Genomic DNA, 18,476 nt, shown 5'->3' on the forward strand with positions numbered 1-18,476 from the left:
GAGAGCTCGATATTCGTTACAAAGGCAGGTCTCCTGGCTTGCGTCTTGTTGTTTACCTTCCCAATCGCCGGGGCGAGCAGTGGTTTGTAGTTTACAACAAGCATTCTTTTCAGAACTAAGCTTACAGTTGCGGGTACAGCTCAAGATTTATTACTTGATTCCCTTTTAATGTGTTAATGAACACAACCTTAATTTCGTGCAAAGATAAAGTTAAAATTATTGAATTTTCAAATTTGTTTTAGGTTTTCGACGAAATTATAAACAAAATACAATTTAGAATTCTATTTTGATAACCTGACCAAAGTCTACTTTGTTGTTAAAAGCATCCTTGAGAAGCAATGAAGTATGATGACATAAGATGCTTCTTATGACACCGGCATGTGCTATGATAATAATAGGATCTGCTATTTTTTTTGAAGTTAGATTGGATAAAAAGTCGGCAACTCTTTGGTGTAATTCAACAAAAGACTCTCCGTTTGAAGCTTTGATATTAACAAAATCTTCCATCCACGGATTGAGTTCTTCCGGTGAGATATCATTCCAGTTTTTCATTTCCCAATCACCAAAATTCATTTCCATTAATCGTTCTTCTTTTTCAAACGAAATGGTTTTGATCTTCTTTTGGATGTGTTCTGCTAAAATTACACAGCGCTTTAAAGGACTTGAAAAAACAATAGCTTCTGCGGGCAATTGCGAAATAATATTTTCAAAAATTAAATCAAAAGGTTCAGCCAGATTTACATCAGATTGTCCGTAACAGATACCTTTTTCGCAAACTGTTTCTGTATGGCGAACTAGATAAATTTCCATATCAAAAGAATGCTTAAATAATAAACTACTTCGCAAACTTGTTGCGTTGCGCCAAGGCAATCTCCAGTATAACCATCAATCCATTTTTGGAAATAGCGAGCTAAAAAATAACGCATTACAAAAACAGGAATCAGCGCCAAAAGAAATTTATATTGAAAATAAGAGAAAATGAACAACGGAATTAATCCGAAGAAAAACGATCCTAAAATTTCTTTCCAGGTATGTTTTTTGGCAATAGGTTTACTTTTACTCGAAGCATCATCACGAGAATATTCATGTGTGAAAATGATTGAAATTGCTGCTAAACGACTTAAAGCGTGAACAGAAACAAATAAAAGAAAAATAAGAAGATAAGAGTTTTCATTTGCGAAAAGCGAAATAGATTCTGAAAGCAATTTGAATTTCAGTAAAAAAAGTAAAACCAAACCAATTGCTCCATATGCACCAATGGCGCTGTCTTTCATAATCATCAGGATTTTTTCTTTGGTCCAGCCTCCGCCAAAACCATCACAAACATCAGCGAATCCATCTTCGTGAAAAGCTCCGGTTGTCAATATAGAAGCGATAATAGCTAAGATTACAGCTGTTTCTGTTGAAAGAAAAAGTGAAAAAAGATAAAATGCTAAAAAAGAAATGCTGCCAACAATCCAACCAATGAAAGGGAAATATCGCGTTGCTTTATTCAAATAATCAGGATCGTGTTTAATGTTTTTCGGACATGGAATTCTGGTGTAAAACATTAAACAGGTAAAGAAAATATGTAGTTCTTTTTTCATTTATGAAAATAGGGTTTATAAAATTAAGATTACGACTGAAAACTGAAACTGAAAACTGTGACTTCGCTACTTTCTACTAACCCCCGCACTTTCAAAACTAGCCATTTCATTTAAAAAAGCCTCGGCAGATTTTAAAATCGGGAAAGCAACGGCACAGCCAGTTCCTTCACCCAAACGCAAATCTAGGTTTAAAATTGGTTTTGCATTTAAATAATTTAATAATTTCTGATGCGCTTTTTCGGCAGAGCAATGGCAGAAAATAGCATTTTTATGGATATCAGGATTTATTTTTGAAGCGATTAAAAATGCAACGCTGCAAATAAAACCGTCTACCAAAATGAGCATTTTGTTCTCAAATGCTGTTAACATTCCGCTTGCCATCTGAATAATTTCAAAACCTCCAAAATAAGCTAATTGCTGTTTTAATTCGGCTTGACCGGAATAATTTTCAATTGCTTTTTTAAGTAAATCATGTTTCTGACGAAGTTTCTCGTCTTCAACACCGGTTCCTTTTCCGACACATTCTTCAATAGAAAAACCAGTTAATAGGCTCATTAAAACAGCTGCTGTCGATGTATTTCCAATTCCCATTTCGCCAAAACCAATGCAGTTCGAACCTGTTTTGGCAATAGTTGTAACAATAGATTTTCCTTTTTCGAAGCACAATTCCAATTCCGTTTCGCTCATTGCCGGAATGTGTAAAAAAGACTGAGTTCCTTTTGCTATTTTGGCATGAATCAAATTTGCATTCGTCGGAAAATCATAATTTACTCCGGCATCAACTATCGATAATTGGATATTATTTTGATTACAAAAAACATTTATTGCTGCACCGCCTTCCAGAAAATTACCAACCATTTGTCGGGTCACATCTTGCGGATAAGCGCTTACGCCATGATTTGCAATACCATGATCAGCTGCAAAGACAACAATGTTTGGGTTTGTTATTTTTGGGTTTAAAGTTTCAAAAACTGTCGCCATCTGAAAAGCTAAAGTTTCCAGAGTTCCCAAAGCGCCAATTGGTTTGGTTTTAGAATCTATTTTGTCTTGTAAAAGTGTACTGAAATCATTTTTGCTTTCAGCTTTAGTTTCAGCTCTTATTTCAAAATCTAAAATATGATTCACACTAATATTTTTAATCTCTTTACAATCCGGAGCTTCTGATTTTTGTTTCCAGTGCAACTGCTGCAACATAGGTTGATTGTCGTAGTTTGTCGCAGGTTTTCCGATACAGAAATAACCCAAAGGCTCAATGTTTTCCGGTAAATCAAGAATCTTTTTAAACTGATAATAATTCAAAATCGAAACCCAACCCATTCCGTAACCTTGTTCTGTAAGGGATAGCCAAATGTTTTGTGCCGCACAAACCGAACTAAATTTTACTGCCTCATTACTTCCTACAGTTCCAATCGTAAACTGATTTAAAACAGCACGATCGTAAGCAATAATAAGGCCAATTGGAGCTTCTTCTATTGCTTCTAATTTTAATGATTTATAATGTTCCTTTTGTTCCGCATTATCAGTAAGTTCTTCGGCCTTTTTATTATAATCTAAAAATAGATTCTTTACAGCACTTTTAACCTCAGTAGATTTTATGATATAATATCTTGTAGCGTCCGTTAGTCCAACTGATGGAGCCCAATGTCCCGCCTGCAAAGCCTTCTCTATTACTTCATCAGGAACCTGGTCAGTTGTAAAATGTCGGGTATCACGGCGTGATTTTAATATATCATCTAAGTAACTCATAATGTAAATTTAAATTCCAAATTCCAAATTCCAAAACTCAAATTTCAATTTAATATCAATTGCAAAAATCAATGTCAATAAAGAATTTGAAGATTAAAAAATTAAGTAAAGGTAAAGTATAGCGTTGGAATTTGGAATTTAAAAATTTGGAATTTCCGTTTAAGGTTAACCCTTGATCTTAACTGGAATTCCGGAAACCATCAATACAACTTCATCAGCATTTGAGGCAAGAAACTGATTCATCCAACCTTGCAATTCAGTAAATTTTCTACCAATATGAGTTTCGGCATGAACGCCCATTCCAATTTCGTTTGTCACGATAATTAAAGTTGCATTTTCCTGACTGGCGATCGAAAGAAATTCTTTTTTTGCCTCTTCTAAACTTAGAGCAACGTCATTTTTATGATCTATAAAAAAGTTCGTTAACCATAGTGTTACGCAATCAATCAAAGCAATTTTTCCGTTAAAATCAATTTCGCTTAAATGTTTTTCTTTCTCAATATTGGTCCAGCGTTCATCACGTTCCTGCTGATGTCTGTCTATTCTGTTTTGAAAATCGGCATCCCATTTTCTGGCGGTCGCCACATATATTGGAGAATCTGAAAGTTGTAAAGCTAAATTTTGAGCATAACTGCTTTTTCCTGATCGTTCGCCTCCGGTAATTAAGTAAATCATCTTCTATTAATTATGAATTGTAAATTGTTAGTTTTAAGTATAGGCTGTTTAGAAATGATTTGACTTTTGGTAGTTTTGATGATACTGGTTATTAATTTTAATATTGAAATTGCATCATTATTAATGTTTTCAAACTCATTTTTGTTTAAATAATCAGTTGCTTTTAATAATTCTAACCAATAAACTGATTCATTGGCTTCCTTATTGAGCAATTGCAAATTTATGAATAAAATCATTTTTACTTTCGGCATGTTCTGCTTCTCGCACCATTGCACCAATGCTTGTTCCAGATCGTAAGAGTTGTTTTGAAAGTACAAATTCTTTTTTCTCAATAGAAAGATATTGATATAGTTTAACTATTCGAATAGCAAAATCAAAACTTTTATCTTTAACAATGTTGTTTTTCATAATTAACAATCAACAATTTATAATTAACAATTTAATAAGGGCAATGACGACAATCGTTTCCGCAGCAGGTTCCTCTTTTTAAGTGAAACCAGGCTTTAAAAACGTAATTTCCGTTTTCAATATAATAGTCAATTCCTTCGATTAGTTTTTCTTGTTTTGGTAAAGATATTGCTTTATTTTTAAGTGCTTTTTGCGGAGTCATTGTTTCTATATATGCATCAATTTTATCCTCGCAAGCTTCTTTAAAGCATCTCGGACAAAGGCAATCTTCTCCTTCTGCGAGATTGAAAATGGGAGGAAAGTCATTACACCAACACTTGTTTTCGGTTGATGTATCTCCACAACTAAAAGAAGTGTCACAACTCGAGCAAACTTTTGTTTTTGTGGTATTCATACGGGTAAGATGGTGTTATTTGGGTTTTGTAAGAATAAAGGTAAACAAAAAAAATAGAAATTAACTTACCTTTGTCACTATTGAAAACTTAAATTATGAAATTGTAAAGATTCAAATTATATGCCATAATGAAGAGAAACAAGACCAAATTCCATTAAAAAATAATAGAACCTATATATGAGACATTTACTACCTAAATTTATTTTCATTCTATCTTTTTTTCTCCTCGTTGGATGTAAAAAAAATGAAACAACAGAGATTGTAAAAACCGAAATCGCAAAAAACAGTATTGAATATGCTTCCGGACTTTCTATCGTAAAGCACGAAGGTTACTCGGTTGTAACAGTTTTAGAACCCTGGCCAAATGCGAATGCAAAGTTTACTTATGTCTTAAAAGAGAAAGATGCAAAAGTTCCTGATAGTTTGCAAAAATATAATACAATAAAAGTTCCTTTGGAGTCCATTGTGGTGACTTCGACTACGAATATTCCATTTCTCGAAATGTTAGAAGTTGAGAACAAATTGGTTGGTTTTCCCCATACCGATTATATTTCTTCAGAAAAAACCAGAGCATTAATTGATAAAGGTTCTGTTAAGAATATTGGGCAAAACGAAAAATTAAACATCGAACAGTTAATAGCGTTATCGCCGGATTTGATAGTAACTTTTGGAGTTGATAACAACAATCCAATGTTGGAAAATTTGAAAAAAAGCGGATTAAATGTTTTTATTCAAGCCGATTGGATGGAACAATCTCCACTAGGAAAAGCAGAATGGATTAAACTTTACGGTGCTTTGTTTGGAAAGGAAGATAAAGCGAAAGAGTTGTTTGATAAGATCGTTTTGAGTTATGATCAGGCTAAGAAATTAGTAGTTGATAAACCTGCAACATCAACTGTTTTGTATGGTTCTATGTATGAAGATATTTGGTACGTTGCCAAAGGAAATAGTTGGGTAGCTCAATTTATGAAAGATGCTCAGGCAAATTATTTATGGGCTGATTTGAAAGGATCAGGAAGCGAAGGTCTGTCTTTCGAAAAAGTACTTGTTAAGGCAAAATCGGCTAATTTCTGGATCGCCTCAGGTTCTTTTAAAACTTTAGATGAATTTGGGAAAAGTAATCCGCATTATACTGAATTTGATGCTTACAAATCTAAAAACGTATATACTTTTGAAGGGAAATTTGGAGCAACCAGAGGAACCATTTATTATGAATTAGCACCAAGTCGTCCAGATTTAGTGCTGAAAGATTATATCAAGATTTTTCATCCGGATGTATTACCAAGTTATGAGTTTACTTTTGCATCTAAATTAAATTAAGAGCATTGGTAAATAAAAAGCGAAATATAATTCTGTTTTCCGTACTTGGTTTAGCCCTTCTGTTTATGTTTTTTCTAGACATTAGTTTGGGATCGGTTACGATTCCTTTCAAAGAAGTTTATACCAGTATAACAGGCGGTCAGGCAAGTAAATCAACGTGGGAATATATCATTATTAATTATCGTTTACCAAAGGCAATCACAGCAGTTTTAGTTGGGGTTGGTTTGTCAGTAAGCGGATTGTTAATGCAGACATTGTTTAGGAATCCATTGGCTGGACCAGATGTTTTAGGATTAAGTTCCGGAGCAATTTTGGCGGTGGCAATTGTAATTTTAGGTGCAGGTTTTTTACCTACATTTTTAAATTCAATTTTATTGTCTCCATACGGAATTGTATTGGCGTCTACACTAGGTAGTGTATCCGTTTTAATGTTGGTTTTAGTAGTAGCACAACATTTACGAAATACAATGGCAATTTTAATTGTAGGACTTATGTTTGGTAGTTTTACAAGTGCAATTGTTGGAGTTTTAACCTATTTCAGTTCAGCGGAGCAATTGCAGAAATTTACTTTTTGGTCGTTAGGAAGTTTAGGGAATCTTTCCTGGACTTCTATTTCTATTTTGGCAGTTTGTGTTGGTTTTGGCCTGCTTTTGAGTGCGAGTAGTATAAAACCGTTAAACGCATTGCTTTTAGGAGAGAACTACGCAAAAAGTATGGGCTTAAATTATAAGAAATCCCGACTTGTTATCATTTTTGCAACAAGTATTTTGGCCGGAAGCATAACAGCTTTTGCTGGACCTGTAGCTTTTATAGGTTTGGCAGTTCCACACATTGCAAAGCTGACTTTTCAAACCAGTAATCATGCTATTTTATATTGGAGTACTTTTTTCTATGGAGGAATAATTATGCTGTTTTGCGATATGGCATCTCAGATGCCGGGATTAGAGACTACATTGCCAATCAATGCAATAACATCGATAATTGGCGCACCGGTTGTAGTGTATTTATTAATGAGAAAAAGAAATTTTCAATAGAAAGTATTGCCCGCAGATTATGCGGATTTAACAGATTTACACAGATTCTTAAAATCGTTTTAATCATTATAATCTGTGGCAAAAAAAACTTAGCAACTTAGCATCTCAGAACCTTAGTAACTATAAATGATGAAATCGATCCTAAAAACCTCAAATTTAACTATTGGCTATAAGTCCAAGAAAGAAACTGTGACTATTGCCCAGGATTTGAATTTGAATTTAAGTTCCGGAAAACTTATTTCCTTAATTGGAGCAAACGGAATAGGAAAATCGACTTTGCTGAGAACTATTACTGGAATTCAGCATCCATTGGCGGGGAATGTTTTTTTGAATGATAAAAATATAAATACTTATAAACCTTTAGATTTAGCACAAAATTTAAGTTTGGTTTTAACCGAAAAATTACCACCAAGTAATTTATCAGTTTTTGAGTTAGTGGCGCTGGGGCGCCAGCCTTATACAAATTGGATTGGTAGTTTGACTCCAGCTGATATCGAAAAAGTACAGGAAGCTTTAGAACTAACTCAAATTGAACATTTAGCTCAAAAAAGACATTTTGAAATTAGTGACGGACAATTACAAAAGGTTTTAATAGCAAGAGCTTTGGCGCAAGATACTCCATTAATTATTTTGGATGAACCAACAACACATCTTGATTTATTGCACAAAGTTTCACTCTTTAAATTGCTGAAGAAACTAACACAAGAAACTCAAAAATGTATTTTGTTCTCAACACATGATATTGATTTGGCGATACAATTAAGTGATGAAATGATTATCATGACACCAGATTTAGTAGTTCAGGATGAGCCTTGTAATTTAATTTCAAAAGGAAGTTTCGCCACTTTATTCAAAGACGAACATATTATTTTTGATGCCGAAAAAGGGAAGTTTGTGATTACTTAAACGAGATTATTTTCTCTCTTATATTTGTTTCTTTGTATTGTAAGAGTAATCGTTAGTTCACTAATATCTGTGCTTAAATTTTTAAGATTAAATTTCATTACCTGATCTGAATCAATAATATAGTAAGTGAAATAGTGACGGATATCTTTGGAATTTATATATTCAGTAATTACTCTTTCATTTTCAATATTGCTCCATGGAACCAGATTTAAATTTTGATACTGAATTCCCTCAGAATTAATTCTAAATTGAATTTCATCAATTCTTTTTATTCCTTTAATTAAATAAGGAATTTGAAATAGAAAAATACCCAGTAACACAAGAAATATAAGAGATTGATCCTGATTTAGAAAATATATTGCAGCAACAATAAGTCCAATTAAAAGTAATATTCTCAAAAGAATATTTGTTCTTGTATAGTAAATTAAGAATTCTTTAGAATAACTTAAGTTGTTTATTTCAATTAATGGCCTCATCTTAAACCTTCAATCCAATTTGTCTCTTAGCTTCACCAACTACAAAAGCAACAGAATTAGCAATATTAAAGCTTCGGATTAATTTTGACATCGGAATGGTTAAATGATTCTCAAAACGGGCTAAAACTTCCTTACTTAAACCAACGCTTTCTTTTCCGAAAACCAACCAATCTCCATCTTGAAAATCAGTTTCAAGATAAGATTTCTCTGCATGAGAGCTCATCAAAAATACACGTGACTGATCTGGAATCTGTTGAATCCATTCTTCTATATTTTGATATTCGGTTACGTTAAGATGTACCCAATAATCCAAACCCGAACGTTTCAGGTTTTTATCATTAATCACAAATCCAAAAGGATGAATTAAGTGTAATCTACTTTCTGTACCCACACATAATCGTCCGATATTTCCAGTATTATTTGGTATTTCAGGTTCTACAAGAACAACGTTTAGCATTATCGTTTATTTGTTTATTCGGTTAATTGTTAATCTGAGAATTTAGAATAAAAAATTATCTAATTTTCAAATTGACACATTATCTAATTAATTCTCTAATTTAAAATCGGAAACTTCAAGAACTTCTCCCGCTTTTAAGTGCTGCAAATATACATTTCCTATACGAACGCGAACTAATCTTAAAGTAGGAAAACCAACCGCAGCAGTCATTTTTCGAACCTGGCGAAACTTTCCTTCGTTTACGGTTATTGAAGCCCAGGATGTTGGTCCGTGGCGTTCGTCACGTATTTTTTTTGCCCTTGGACCAAAATCCGGAATTTCGGTTACAATAAAAGCAGAGCAAGGTTTGGTTTTGTATTTTCCGCCATCAAAACCAATTTCAACACCATTTTGCAATTGTTCAATCGCTTCGGGCGTGATAACACCATCAACCTGAACATAATATTCTTTGTCAACTTTTTTGCTTCTTATTTGTTCACTTACTTTTCCGTCTGTAGTTAATAAAAGCAATCCTTCGGAATCTTCATCAAGACGACCAATTGCCATTGTTCCTTCGGGGAAATCATGTAATTCACCCAAAAGCTTTTTCTTTCTTTTTAGCTCATATATAAATTGACTCAGATAACCGTAAGGTTTAAAAAGAATAAAATGTTGGTGCATGCTGTGTTTTTAGACTGCAAAGATAGTTTTGTTTGAGAAAGTAAATAATTCCTGGCGGCATTTATTACTGTTTTGAAGCTTTCATTTTCTTCAGCCATGAAAAAACAAACCAGATCACCGTTATCGCAAATAAGAGGAGCAACGGCATATAGTAATCTTTAAAAAAATCATGAAAATAGCTTCCTACTAAAATGTAAATCGATGCCATACATAGTTTTATCGAAATAAATTCGGCATTGGACCAACTTGTTTTGATTTTGAAAAAGTTCATTATAAGTGATTTTAGATTTTTATTAAAATTACAATTTTCAAGAATATTCTGCAATATTTTAGGTTTTAATAAATTGAAAGTTAAGGTTTTAATATTGTTTTTAAAAGTGATATAGAAACCCAAAGCTATGTTAAAGAACTTATTTCTTATTCTTAAAATTCGTAATATTATATAGTAATGAAAAAAATTAATGTTATGGAAAATGATAATTTAGGTTCCAAAAAGATAAACGGAACACAGAAAGATAGTGAAGATTTAAAAGGAAAAAAAGTTTCGCACGAGAAAGTACCGTATACACCAAAGCTCAAAAAAGAAGTCGTGACAGATGCTGATGGAAATAAGGAAATTGTGGATCGGGCAAGAAATGAAAATGAAAATATTAAAGAAGTTTCGAACGGAATTGATTCCGATAATCCAAATGCAAATCGCGGTGTTTCGACTGATGAAGAAGCAAAAAAAACGGTTGAGAACAAAGACAGAAACTCAGATGTAAATCCAAATCGTTATCCAAATTCAAATCCTGATAATCATAAAGACAGAGGGAATATGAAATTGGACGAAGAATGAATTTTTCTTTATTTTGTATTAAAAGGGCCTGCCTAATTAAAGGCGCCTTTTCTGTTTAAGATTGAAACAATTTGTTGAATGTTTCAAAATCTACTTCAGGTATTATTTCATAAAAATATTGCAATTGCCATTTCTGTGTTTTTTGAGCTTGCGGACTTGTCGTTTCAGCCCAAGGCGGATAAACACGTGTTGCTCGTTTGCCTTCTTTGGTTGGCGTAGAGAAGATTCCTTTTTCTAATAAAACAGTTTTCGGAAAAACAAACTGCCCCAGACGATCCCCTTTTCTTGTACTAACAATTACAAAATCAATTTCGTCCGAAAAGTCAAAAGGTTCTATTATTCCTGATTTATTACGTTTCCATAAAGTCACAAACTGACCTGTTTTTACAGGAGTAATTTTAGCTTCTCTATAGCAAATATTCTTTTGGTCCAAGCAAAACTGATAAGCGTTATACTCCGCGCTCTCTGGCACTGGCTGAGGTTGTGAACAGTTGAAATCAAGACAATCATAAACCAATTCTTTAGCTAAATTTAAATCTTTGGAAATAGACTTTTGATTTAACCAGTTACTTTTAACTATCATTTTAGAATATTGGCTTAGAAATTATTGTTACTTTTTGGGAAAGGTACTATTTTTTAGAATGAAACATTCAATCCAAAATTCAATCCCCATTGAAATTGATTGAAAGATTGATTATTCAAGGGATTAAGATAATAATTTACAGCAGGCTCAGCAAAAATATTTGTCTTTTTATAAATACGATATTGCAAAGTAGTACTCAAAGTAGAACCATAAACAAAGTCATTTGCATTTACATTACTACCAATCGAGTTGCCATCTAGAGCTACATTGTTAGAAATCAGTTTCCCTACAAATCCGCCAGTATTCAAACTGATGCTTGCTTTGTTTCTAGTAAATACAGCGTATGAAACTTCTAAAGGCATTTCGATATATTTAAGGCTTTGATCTAAATTTCCACTTTCTAAGTTATCACTTTGAATATCACTTTGTTTTAATGCATCTGTAGTACTATTTGAAACAAAAACATAATTGGAATTATTTGTTATTCGTGCTGGTGCAATTGATTCGCTCGCAACATAATAACCTTTAGGACTTAACGAAGCAACAGTTTTTGTGTTTATATAAGAAACATTTGCAATACTTTGCCCCAGTTCATTAATCTTAAGGCCTGATCCTACAGCCCATTTATTAGTAATCTTATATTTTGTTTTAACACCATAGGTGCTACCTTGTTTCGAATCGTTTGCGTAACCTAGTGTTTTGTCATTTTTACTGTTTTGAGAATTTGCGATACCGGCAAAAACTTCTACAGCCCATTTTTCAGCATTAGAAACAGATTTAGTTTCTTTATCTTTTTTAGTTTCAGGAGTTACGGCTGCAATACCTTTTTCCAGATTTTGAAGCTCTGCTAACTGTACAGAGTCTATTTTGCTTGTTGAACTGTTTGATTTTGAATTGCCTTTTTCATTGCTGGCAATAAAATCTTTTTTAGAATAATCTATTGTTTTACTTTTTTGAATTTCTCTGCTATTATTTGTTGTATTTTGATTGCTATTAAAAGCAGGGTTTGACGAATAAAAAGCAATGTTGTTGCTGTTTTTTGCGCCTGTTTTATCTTCAAAAAGAGATTTTGACAATTGATTTTTTGAGTTTGAATTAAATCCATTTGTTTTGCCTGAATTAAACGTTTTCTCCGTAAGAATCTTGTCTGTAGCTGTTTTTTTATTATTTGGAAGTTGGTATTTAGAAACAGAATTAAACGAATCTTTTTTCCCTGTTATAAATGTTTGTTCCGCTACAGCTTGATTTGTATTCCTTTTTTCAATGTTTGATTTTTTGTGTGTACTGTTATTATTTGTTTTGTTTTCAGAATCAACATGAGCCACAGCAGTTTCTGGTTTTTGATAAATAGTAACAGACGGTTTGATTGCTTTTTTTGATGATGATGAATCTCCTTTAGATGTATTTGATTTTTCTTTGACTTTATTGTTTTCTACCAGATTTTCTTTGGTTTGATTTTTTTCAAAACCCTCTTTCAAAATTTTATTTTCTGGAGTAGATATTGTGCTATCATTTAAGTTGTTTTTATTCTTTTCAGTTTTCTCTTCAATAACAACTTTATTAGTACCAGAGGCGCCGTTATTCAGGTTTTTAATTCCTGAATCAGAAGTAAAATGTAAAACAGAAGGAAGCAACAAACCTAATAAAAGGCATGCGGCAGCCGACCACCAAAGAATAGCTCTTTTTTTCTTTTTAGGTTGGTCTAGTTTTTCTTCAATTTGCCCCCATAATTCAGGAGGAGGAACACTTGAAAAGTCTTCCATTGATGAAAAAATATCTTCTATATTTTGTTTTTTCATGCTATTTTAAAATTTTTTATGCTCAAAATTCTTTTCTGCAAAATGTGCTTGGCTCTATTTAAATTTGATTTTGACGTTCCTTCGGAGATCTTTAATAATTCGGCGATTTCTTTATGTTTCATTTTTTCAAAAACATACAAGTTAAAAACGGTCCTGTATTGATCTGGTAAATCCCGAATATATTCTAACAGTTTTTCTTGTTCTATAGGGATAGCTTCTAATTCTTCCTCTTCGACAAAATCTGTATCGGGGTCAAAAACATCCAGAAAGAAACTTTCTTTTTTCTTTTTATTTAAAGTCTCAATCAATTTATTAATGAAAATACGTTTTAGCCAGCCTTCAAAACTTCCTTCAAATTTATATTGGCCAATTTTCTGAAAAACAATTACAAATGCCTCCTGAAATACATCTTTGGCATCGTCTTCGTTTTTCATATATTTCAGGCAAATACCGTATAAAACAGGAGAGAACAACTGATAAATTTTCAGTTGTCCTTCTCTGTCATTTTTCAGGCATAGCTTGATATATTTTTCTAAATCGTCTTTCAAGAAGTGGTTAAATTTGGTTTTGCAAAAATAGTTTTTATAAGCTTATAAAACTATCTTTTATAATAGTACGAATTGCGTCTTGATTGTTTTTTTACGATTGTTAGGTTTTGATTGTCAGGTCTTTCTGTTTTAAAAGTGTTGCCTTCAAAGCTAATTAAGCAATCTTTTTACGGATCAAAACATCAAAATCTCTTTTTATAATTTGATTATTTTAAGCTAGTGATTTTGTCCTTTATTAATTTTTTGAAAAGTTTAATTTCGGAGCCCTGATCATCAGTGTCGTTATTGTCAATATAAATTCTGGTAACTTTTAGACCTTTATGAAGCTCAAAATATACACCACCCTGACCAGCTGAATCCGGAGTACCATATGTTTTTGTTTGCCCTTGGTTGTTTAAAATTTCAGAAGGAACACTTGATAATAATGAAGCATAATCACCTCTCTTAGTTGTTGCGGTGTATCTGTATTGGCTAAAATCGTAACCTCCAGAAACAACATTTTGGAACTTCAGAATATTAAAATCATTTATCTGAAAGAAATTTTGACAATCAGCTCCTGTACATTGTGCTTTATATGTTCCGATGATAATATTGTCCGGATTTTCAGTAGCTTTAATAAATATGATTGGTTTGGAAGTTTTAGGAATCAAAACAAAATCTGATGGATAAGTTGAGGTTGGTGATGTTGTCTCACCTGGCAAAGGTGATTTTTCGTAAAAGTTGACAATCATTTGACATTTGTTTTCAACTATATTAGTAATTTTAATTGTATAGCCACTTGAAGATTTTATTCCAGAGAAAACTCCAATTAAATAGTTTTTAGTAAAATCTATTGCAGGATCACTTGAGTTAGGGCAAGTATTTGTATGTTTTTTAAAATACTTATCCATATTTTCCTGTGAAGTTGCAATAAGTGCCACAGCATTAGTTGGGTTTGTTACCATACTATAATTACAGAAAAGAGGATATCCTGTGAACGAAACATCAGAATAAGTTCCGCAATCTATATTCATTTTATCGTCGTTACTAAGGGAACATGCGCTAAATCCAAAAGCTATAAATAAGCTCAACATTACTTTTTTCATCATTATATTGTATTAGGTTATAATTCGTAGATGAATTTCTTTTAAAAAGGTTGCGTTAAAAAGAGAACTTTTTTTATTTATTTTTTTAAGTTCAAGTCATTTAGAATCAGTATGAATCAATAAAATTTTAGTTTTAAAAATTAAGTACTACGTATTATTGCTTACTTTTACTTTTAAAATAACCTTAAGTATGTTTGATTTTCTTCCACTTTTACTGGCCTTTGTTATTGCGCTATTCCTTGGAATTTACTTAGGGAAATTATTGTTTTCGGCCAGAGCCCAATCAGAAAAAGTGAGTTTTGAAGAACGATTGAATGCAAATGTTAATCAGTTGCAGTTGCAAAAAGAACAATTTGAGAACGAAAGAAATAACTTTCAGAAGCAACTTCAATTAACAAATTCCGAGAAAGAAAGTATTCGAACAGAAAAAGACAGCTTGGCAATTCAGCTTTCAAAAAAAGAAGTTGATTTTGAAAATTTATGGGAACGACATAAAGAACAAAAAAGCGAAATAACGGAGCTTCAGGAAAAATTTACCAAAGAATTTGAAAATTTAGCCAATAAAATTCTCGAAGAGAAGTCGGCTAAATTCACCGAGCAGAATAGCGAAAACATGAAAAATATCTTGTTGCCATTGCAAGATAAGATTCAGGGTTTTGAGCAAAAAGTAGAGCAGACACATAAAGAAAGTATTGATTATCATGCTGCATTACGTCAGCAGATTCTTGGGTTAAGTGAGATGAACGCTCAAATGAGTAAAGAAACCCTGAACCTGACCAAAGCTTTGAAAGGTGATAGTAAAATGCAGGGCAATTGGGGCGAACTGGTTCTGGAGCGTGTTCTGGAAAAATCAGGCTTAGAAAAAGGCAGAGAGTATGAAGTTCAGCAAAGTTTTACCAATAACGAAGGAAACAGAGTGCTGCCGGATGTTGTAATTAATTTACCGGATGGTAAAAAGATGATTGTCGATTCTAAGGTTTCTCTTGTTGCTTATGAGAAGTGGGTTAATGAAGAATCTGAAATTCTTAAGATTGATTTTTTAAAAGAACATGTAAACTCCATTAAAAGGCATGTAGAACAACTTGGAAGTAAAAATTATCATGATTTATACCAAATCGAAAGTCCGGATTTTGTTTTGCTTTTTATTCCAATAGAACCCGCATTTGCCATAGCTTTAAATGAAGATTCTACCTTATATAATAAAGCATTTGATCGAAATATTGTGATCGTTACACCAACAACTTTATTGGCAACTTTAAGGACGATTGACAGTATGTGGGCGAATCAAAAACAACAGGAAAACGCTTTTGAAATTGCCAGACAAGCTGGAGCATTGTATGATAAATTTGAAGGCTTTGTGAGTGATTTATTAAGAATTGGAACTAAAATAAAAGATACTAAAACGGAATACGAAAATGCCATGAACAAACTAGTTGATGGTCGTGGAAACCTAATTTTGAGTGTCGAAAAATTAAAGAAAATGGGGGCAAAGGCTAAAAAAGCACTTCCGGAAAATATTATTGCGAGAGCATCAAGTACAGATGAAAATCAATCTTTAAACTAAGATCTTATGAAAAGAATTTTGTTAATAATTGCAGCGCTTTGTGTTCTGGTCTTTACCATTTATTTTGCCTTTATATATTTTGTTCCTTATAGTGAAGGATATCGCTCAGGCGAATTAATCAGAATGAGTCACAAAGGTGTATTGATGAAAACCTGGGAAGGAGAATTAAGTCAAGGCGTTTCAGGCTCGCAAATATTTAGATTTTCAGTATTGGACAGTGACCAAAAAGTAATAGATCAATTGAATGAATTAGAAGGTCAATATGTAAAATTGACTTATGTTGAACGATATAAAACATTTAGCTGGTGGGGAGATTCTCATTTTTTCATCACCGCAGTTCGAAAAGAAACTTCTCCATTTAAATATAAATAAACAATTATGGCCGCAGATTTTAAACCCGTTTCCTCATCAAAAATTAGTATTTCAGAATTAATGTTGCCTTCGCACACTAACTTTAGTGGTAAAATCCATGGAGGTTACATTCTACAATTATTAGATCAGATAGCTTTTGCTTCTGCATCAAAATTTAGCGGCAATTATTGTGTAACGGCTTCAGTTGATACGGTAAACTTTTTAAAACCTATTGAGGTTGGAGAATTGGTTACCATGAAAGCTTCTGTAAATTATGTAGGAAGGAGTTCTATGGTGGTAGGTATTCGTGTTGAGGCAGAGAATATCCAAACAGGAACAATTAAACACTGTAACTCTTCTTATTTTACAATGGTAGCCAAAGATAAAGAAGGTAAAAGCGTACAAGTTCCTGGATTAATTTTGTCTAATCTGGAAGAAGTAAGGCGTTTTAGAAAGGCAATTAAACATATTGAGGTTAGAAAAGAAGTAGAGGATCACGAAAAAATTACGAATGTAAGTTCTATCGAAGATTTAGCCAGTTTGGATAAATACAATGTGTTGTTAGAGATTAGCTAGAATATTTAAAGTAAAAGAAAATGGTAAAGTTTGGATATACAATTCTATATGTAGAAGATGTCGAGAAATCGATTGTCTTTTATGAAAATGCATTCGGGTTTTTAAGAAAATTTATCGCACCTGGAAATGATTATGGAGAATTAAATACGGGAGAAACTACAATTTCGTTTGCCTCTAAGTCTTTAGCGAAACAAAATTTAAAAGACGGTTTCCTGGAAAGTAAAATCGAAGACAAACCTTTTGCAATTGAAATAGGTTTTATAACGGATAATGTTGAAGAACTGGTACAAAAGTCAATTTCTTTTGGTGCAATTTTAGTAACAGAACCAAAGCAAAAACCTTGGGGACAAATCGTGGCTTATATCAGGGATTTAGATGGTTTTTTAATAGAGATATGTACAGAAGTGCAAGGATAATAATTTGAAATGTTTTTGTCCCGTAGTGCAATGTCGTTAAGTTAAGTTTTTTTAAACGAAATCTTGTCAGACTGAGCTTCCCGATGCTTCAGGAGAAGCTCATAAGTAACTCGACAAAGAAAATTTTACCGCAAAGTTCACAAAGTTTTGTGAATTACGCTTTGCTCTAAAATCACAAAGGGGTTGTGTTCAAAGCTTAACTTAATAAAATTGCCTGTAGAGGTAATATTTAGAATTATAAAACTACCATTTGTGAAACCATTTTACATTTCACAAATCACTCCATAAAACTTTTCACAAACATTTAGCACAAATCGGCAACCGTATTCCTTAAAATTTCGTAACTTTAAGTATAATGATTGGGTTACTGTTTTTCACGGAGTACTGCCATTCTATTTTTTTTAGATTCTATATTAAGTCCAGTTTTTTCTCTTCTTAAAATAAAAAAAAAGAATGACATAATTGTTTAATTATTGACGATTATGAAAAAAACTACTTTATTTATTTTGCTATTTACCGCTTATTCCGTTATTGCGCAGGAAAAATTCTTTACTAAAACTGGAACAGTAAATTTTGAAGCATCAGTTCCGTTTTTTGAAGAAGTAAAAGCCGTAAACAGACAGGTTGCAATCCTTTTAGAACCTAGAACAAGTACATTTGTTTGTACTGTTACCATCAAAGATTTTCGTTTTAAATTAGACCTGATGCAGGAACATTTTAATGAAAATTATTTGGAAAGCCATCGATATCCTAAAGCTGTTTTTAAAGGTAAAATTCAAAAATTTGATTTAAAGGATGTGACTGAAGTTGAAAAAGAATATGAGATAAAAGGAAAGCTTATAATGCATGGGAAATCGAAAGAAGTCATCGTAAATGCTTTAATTAAAAAAACAGTTGACGGAATTCAGATAGTTTCTGATTTTCCTATTTTGGTAACTGATTTTAATATTCAAATTCCAAGCAGAATAGCAACTAAAATTTCACAAACAGCAAATACAGAATTAATTGGAGTTGTGCGAACTAACAACCCAGTGTATGTGACTTTAAAATAAAG

The 18,476-nt window shown here is 32.5% G+C and carries 22 protein-coding genes, 1 pseudogene and 1 riboswitch; of the genes and pseudogenes, 9 read left to right on the top strand and 14 right to left on the bottom strand.

Features of this window, described 5'->3' with window-relative positions:
• Nucleotides 1-5: 5 nt before the first annotated feature.
• Nucleotides 6-206: riboswitch (cobalamin riboswitch) on the bottom strand.
• 67 nt (nucleotides 207-273) lie between these two features.
• The 6 genes and pseudogenes from cobC to CHB81_RS16480 form a co-directional block, all read right to left on the bottom strand.
• Nucleotides 274-810, bottom strand: a complete 537-nt coding sequence (cobC, locus tag CHB81_RS16455; RefSeq protein WP_089352945.1) for an alpha-ribazole phosphatase — start codon at nucleotides 808-810, stop codon at nucleotides 274-276.
• Complete coding sequence (locus tag CHB81_RS16460) at nucleotides 795-1,586, bottom strand: adenosylcobinamide-GDP ribazoletransferase (RefSeq protein WP_089352946.1); 792 nt, start codon at nucleotides 1,584-1,586, stop codon at nucleotides 795-797. The genes cobC and CHB81_RS16460 overlap by 16 nt, the downstream gene beginning before the upstream one ends.
• Nucleotides 1,587-1,652: 66 nt before the next feature.
• Nucleotides 1,653-3,332, bottom strand: a complete 1,680-nt coding sequence (gene cobT / locus CHB81_RS16465) for a nicotinate-nucleotide--dimethylbenzimidazole phosphoribosyltransferase (protein ID WP_089352947.1) — start codon at nucleotides 3,330-3,332, stop codon at nucleotides 1,653-1,655.
• Between the two features lie 165 nt (nucleotides 3,333-3,497).
• Nucleotides 3,498-4,007 (bottom strand): bifunctional adenosylcobinamide kinase/adenosylcobinamide-phosphate guanylyltransferase, encoded by a 510-nt coding sequence (gene cobU / locus CHB81_RS16470; protein WP_089352948.1) that lies wholly within the window; start codon nucleotides 4,005-4,007, stop codon nucleotides 3,498-3,500.
• Nucleotides 4,004-4,415 (bottom strand): annotated as a pseudogene (locus tag CHB81_RS16475) (four helix bundle protein). Before CHB81_RS16475 ends, cobU begins: the two are co-directional and overlap by 4 nt.
• Nucleotides 4,416-4,446: 31 nt before the next feature.
• Nucleotides 4,447-4,809, bottom strand: a complete 363-nt coding sequence (locus tag CHB81_RS16480) for a DUF5522 domain-containing protein (protein WP_089352949.1) — start codon at nucleotides 4,807-4,809, stop codon at nucleotides 4,447-4,449.
• Nucleotides 4,810-4,986: 177 nt separating this feature from the next.
• On the opposite strand from CHB81_RS16480, the gene CHB81_RS16485 reads away from it, so the two are divergent.
• The 3 genes from CHB81_RS16485 to CHB81_RS16495 all read left to right on the top strand — a co-directional run bounded on the left by CHB81_RS16485 (nucleotide 4,987) and on the right by CHB81_RS16495 (nucleotide 8,069).
• Entirely contained in the window at nucleotides 4,987-6,129 is a 1,143-nt protein-coding gene (locus CHB81_RS16485; protein WP_089352950.1) for an ABC transporter substrate-binding protein, read from the top strand.
• Between the two features lie 65 nt (nucleotides 6,130-6,194).
• The gene (locus CHB81_RS16490; protein ID WP_089352951.1) at nucleotides 6,195-7,163 is read left to right on the top strand and encodes an iron ABC transporter permease; all 969 of its coding nucleotides are present in this window, start codon (nucleotides 6,195-6,197) and stop codon (nucleotides 7,161-7,163) included.
• A 129-nt stretch (nucleotides 7,164-7,292) separates the two neighbouring features.
• Nucleotides 7,293-8,069 (top strand): ABC transporter ATP-binding protein, encoded by a 777-nt coding sequence (locus CHB81_RS16495; RefSeq protein ID WP_089352952.1) that lies wholly within the window; start codon nucleotides 7,293-7,295, stop codon nucleotides 8,067-8,069.
• Here CHB81_RS16495 and CHB81_RS16500 read toward each other — a convergent pair.
• The 4 genes from CHB81_RS16500 to CHB81_RS16515 all read right to left on the bottom strand — a co-directional run bounded on the left by CHB81_RS16500 (nucleotide 8,066) and on the right by CHB81_RS16515 (nucleotide 9,933).
• Nucleotides 8,066-8,467 carry a hypothetical protein gene (locus tag CHB81_RS16500; protein ID WP_141130413.1) on the bottom strand — a complete coding sequence of 134 codons (402 nt, stop codon included), beginning with the start codon at nucleotides 8,465-8,467 and terminating at the stop codon, nucleotides 8,066-8,068. The genes CHB81_RS16495 and CHB81_RS16500 overlap by 4 nt on opposite strands.
• Nucleotides 8,468-8,546: 79 nt before the next feature.
• Nucleotides 8,547-9,002 carry a tRNA (cytidine(34)-2'-O)-methyltransferase gene (locus tag CHB81_RS16505; RefSeq protein ID WP_089352954.1) on the bottom strand — a complete coding sequence of 152 codons (456 nt, stop codon included), beginning with the start codon at nucleotides 9,000-9,002 and terminating at the stop codon, nucleotides 8,547-8,549.
• An 87-nt stretch (nucleotides 9,003-9,089) separates the two neighbouring features.
• On the bottom strand, nucleotides 9,090-9,662 hold the full coding sequence (locus CHB81_RS16510) for a pseudouridine synthase (protein WP_089352955.1): 573 nt from the start codon (nucleotides 9,660-9,662) through the stop codon (nucleotides 9,090-9,092).
• Between the two features lie 64 nt (nucleotides 9,663-9,726).
• Entirely contained in the window at nucleotides 9,727-9,933 is a 207-nt protein-coding gene (locus CHB81_RS16515) for a hypothetical protein (RefSeq protein ID WP_089353012.1), read from the bottom strand.
• Nucleotides 9,934-10,110: 177 nt separating this feature from the next.
• On the opposite strand from CHB81_RS16515, the gene CHB81_RS16520 reads away from it, so the two are divergent.
• The gene (locus CHB81_RS16520; protein WP_254921140.1) at nucleotides 10,111-10,500 is read left to right on the top strand and encodes a hypothetical protein; all 390 of its coding nucleotides are present in this window, start codon (nucleotides 10,111-10,113) and stop codon (nucleotides 10,498-10,500) included.
• Nucleotides 10,501-10,555: 55 nt separating this feature from the next.
• On the opposite strand, the gene CHB81_RS16525 is transcribed toward CHB81_RS16520, so the two are convergent.
• The 4 genes from CHB81_RS16525 to CHB81_RS16540 form a co-directional block, all read right to left on the bottom strand.
• Nucleotides 10,556-11,083, bottom strand: a complete 528-nt coding sequence (locus tag CHB81_RS16525) for a MepB family protein (RefSeq protein ID WP_089352956.1) — start codon at nucleotides 11,081-11,083, stop codon at nucleotides 10,556-10,558.
• 53 nt (nucleotides 11,084-11,136) lie between these two features.
• The gene (locus CHB81_RS16530; protein ID WP_089352957.1) at nucleotides 11,137-12,882 is read right to left on the bottom strand and encodes a hypothetical protein; all 1,746 of its coding nucleotides are present in this window, start codon (nucleotides 12,880-12,882) and stop codon (nucleotides 11,137-11,139) included.
• Nucleotides 12,879-13,430 (bottom strand): RNA polymerase sigma factor, encoded by a 552-nt coding sequence (locus CHB81_RS16535; protein ID WP_089352958.1) that lies wholly within the window; start codon nucleotides 13,428-13,430, stop codon nucleotides 12,879-12,881. Before CHB81_RS16535 ends, CHB81_RS16530 begins: the two co-directional genes overlap by 4 nt.
• A gap of 206 nt (nucleotides 13,431-13,636) precedes the next feature.
• Nucleotides 13,637-14,518 carry a protease complex subunit PrcB family protein gene (locus tag CHB81_RS16540; RefSeq protein ID WP_254921141.1) on the bottom strand — a complete coding sequence of 294 codons (882 nt, stop codon included), beginning with the start codon at nucleotides 14,516-14,518 and terminating at the stop codon, nucleotides 13,637-13,639.
• A 187-nt stretch (nucleotides 14,519-14,705) separates the two neighbouring features.
• On the opposite strand from CHB81_RS16540, the gene rmuC reads away from it, so the two are divergent.
• The 5 genes from rmuC (at nucleotide 14,706) to CHB81_RS16565 (ending at nucleotide 18,474) form a co-directional block, all read left to right on the top strand.
• Nucleotides 14,706-16,079, top strand: coding sequence for a DNA recombination protein RmuC (gene rmuC / locus CHB81_RS16545; RefSeq protein WP_089352960.1), 1,374 nt, complete (start codon nucleotides 14,706-14,708; stop codon nucleotides 16,077-16,079).
• A 6-nt stretch (nucleotides 16,080-16,085) separates the two neighbouring features.
• Entirely contained in the window at nucleotides 16,086-16,451 is a 366-nt protein-coding gene (locus tag CHB81_RS16550; RefSeq protein WP_089352961.1) for a 6-phosphogluconate dehydrogenase, read from the top strand.
• Between the two features lie 6 nt (nucleotides 16,452-16,457).
• Nucleotides 16,458-17,006, top strand: coding sequence for an acyl-CoA thioesterase (locus CHB81_RS16555; protein ID WP_089352962.1), 549 nt, complete (start codon nucleotides 16,458-16,460; stop codon nucleotides 17,004-17,006).
• Nucleotides 17,007-17,026: 20 nt separating this feature from the next.
• Nucleotides 17,027-17,422 carry a VOC family protein gene (locus CHB81_RS16560; protein ID WP_089352963.1) on the top strand — a complete coding sequence of 132 codons (396 nt, stop codon included), beginning with the start codon at nucleotides 17,027-17,029 and terminating at the stop codon, nucleotides 17,420-17,422.
• Nucleotides 17,423-17,904: 482 nt separating this feature from the next.
• The gene (locus CHB81_RS16565) at nucleotides 17,905-18,474 is read left to right on the top strand and encodes a YceI family protein (RefSeq protein ID WP_089352964.1); all 570 of its coding nucleotides are present in this window, start codon (nucleotides 17,905-17,907) and stop codon (nucleotides 18,472-18,474) included.
• The last annotated feature ends 2 nt before the right edge of the window (nucleotides 18,475-18,476 follow it).

The sequence above is a fragment of the Flavobacterium sp. ov086 genome (assembly GCF_900187965.1).
Lineage (GTDB): Bacteria > Bacteroidota > Bacteroidia > Flavobacteriales > Flavobacteriaceae > Flavobacterium.

Bases quoted from the DNA above. Each gene is read 5' to 3' on its own strand.
- cobC (WP_089352945.1), bottom strand. From the start codon at position 810: ATGGAAATTTATCTAGTTCGCCATACAGAAACAGTTTGCGAAAAAGGT.
- CHB81_RS16460 (WP_089352946.1), bottom strand. From the start codon at position 1,586: ATGAAAAAAGAACTACATATTTTCTTTACCTGTTTAATGTTTTACACC.
- cobT (WP_089352947.1), bottom strand. From the start codon at position 3,332: ATGAGTTACTTAGATGATATATTAAAATCACGCCGTGATACCCGACAT.
- cobU (WP_089352948.1), bottom strand. From the start codon at position 4,007: ATGATTTACTTAATTACCGGAGGCGAACGATCAGGAAAAAGCAGTTAT.
- CHB81_RS16480 (WP_089352949.1), bottom strand. From the start codon at position 4,809: ATGAATACCACAAAAACAAAAGTTTGCTCGAGTTGTGACACTTCTTTT.
- CHB81_RS16485 (WP_089352950.1), top strand. From the start codon at position 4,987: ATGAGACATTTACTACCTAAATTTATTTTCATTCTATCTTTTTTTCTC.
- CHB81_RS16490 (WP_089352951.1), top strand. From the start codon at position 6,195: ATGTTTTTTCTAGACATTAGTTTGGGATCGGTTACGATTCCTTTCAAA.
- CHB81_RS16495 (WP_089352952.1), top strand. From the start codon at position 7,293: ATGAAATCGATCCTAAAAACCTCAAATTTAACTATTGGCTATAAGTCC.
- CHB81_RS16505 (WP_089352954.1), bottom strand. From the start codon at position 9,002: ATGCTAAACGTTGTTCTTGTAGAACCTGAAATACCAAATAATACTGGA.
- CHB81_RS16510 (WP_089352955.1), bottom strand. From the start codon at position 9,662: ATGCACCAACATTTTATTCTTTTTAAACCTTACGGTTATCTGAGTCAA.
- CHB81_RS16515 (WP_089353012.1), bottom strand. From the start codon at position 9,933: ATGAACTTTTTCAAAATCAAAACAAGTTGGTCCAATGCCGAATTTATT.
- CHB81_RS16520 (WP_254921140.1), top strand. From the start codon at position 10,111: ATGAAAAAAATTAATGTTATGGAAAATGATAATTTAGGTTCCAAAAAG.
- CHB81_RS16525 (WP_089352956.1), bottom strand. From the start codon at position 11,083: ATGATAGTTAAAAGTAACTGGTTAAATCAAAAGTCTATTTCCAAAGAT.
- CHB81_RS16530 (WP_089352957.1), bottom strand. From the start codon at position 12,882: ATGAAAAAACAAAATATAGAAGATATTTTTTCATCAATGGAAGACTTT.
- CHB81_RS16540 (WP_254921141.1), bottom strand. From the start codon at position 14,518: ATGATGAAAAAAGTAATGTTGAGCTTATTTATAGCTTTTGGATTTAGC.
- rmuC (WP_089352960.1), top strand. From the start codon at position 14,706: ATGTTTGATTTTCTTCCACTTTTACTGGCCTTTGTTATTGCGCTATTC.
- CHB81_RS16550 (WP_089352961.1), top strand. From the start codon at position 16,086: ATGAAAAGAATTTTGTTAATAATTGCAGCGCTTTGTGTTCTGGTCTTT.
- CHB81_RS16555 (WP_089352962.1), top strand. From the start codon at position 16,458: ATGGCCGCAGATTTTAAACCCGTTTCCTCATCAAAAATTAGTATTTCA.
- CHB81_RS16560 (WP_089352963.1), top strand. From the start codon at position 17,027: ATGGTAAAGTTTGGATATACAATTCTATATGTAGAAGATGTCGAGAAA.
- CHB81_RS16565 (WP_089352964.1), top strand. From the start codon at position 17,905: ATGAAAAAAACTACTTTATTTATTTTGCTATTTACCGCTTATTCCGTT.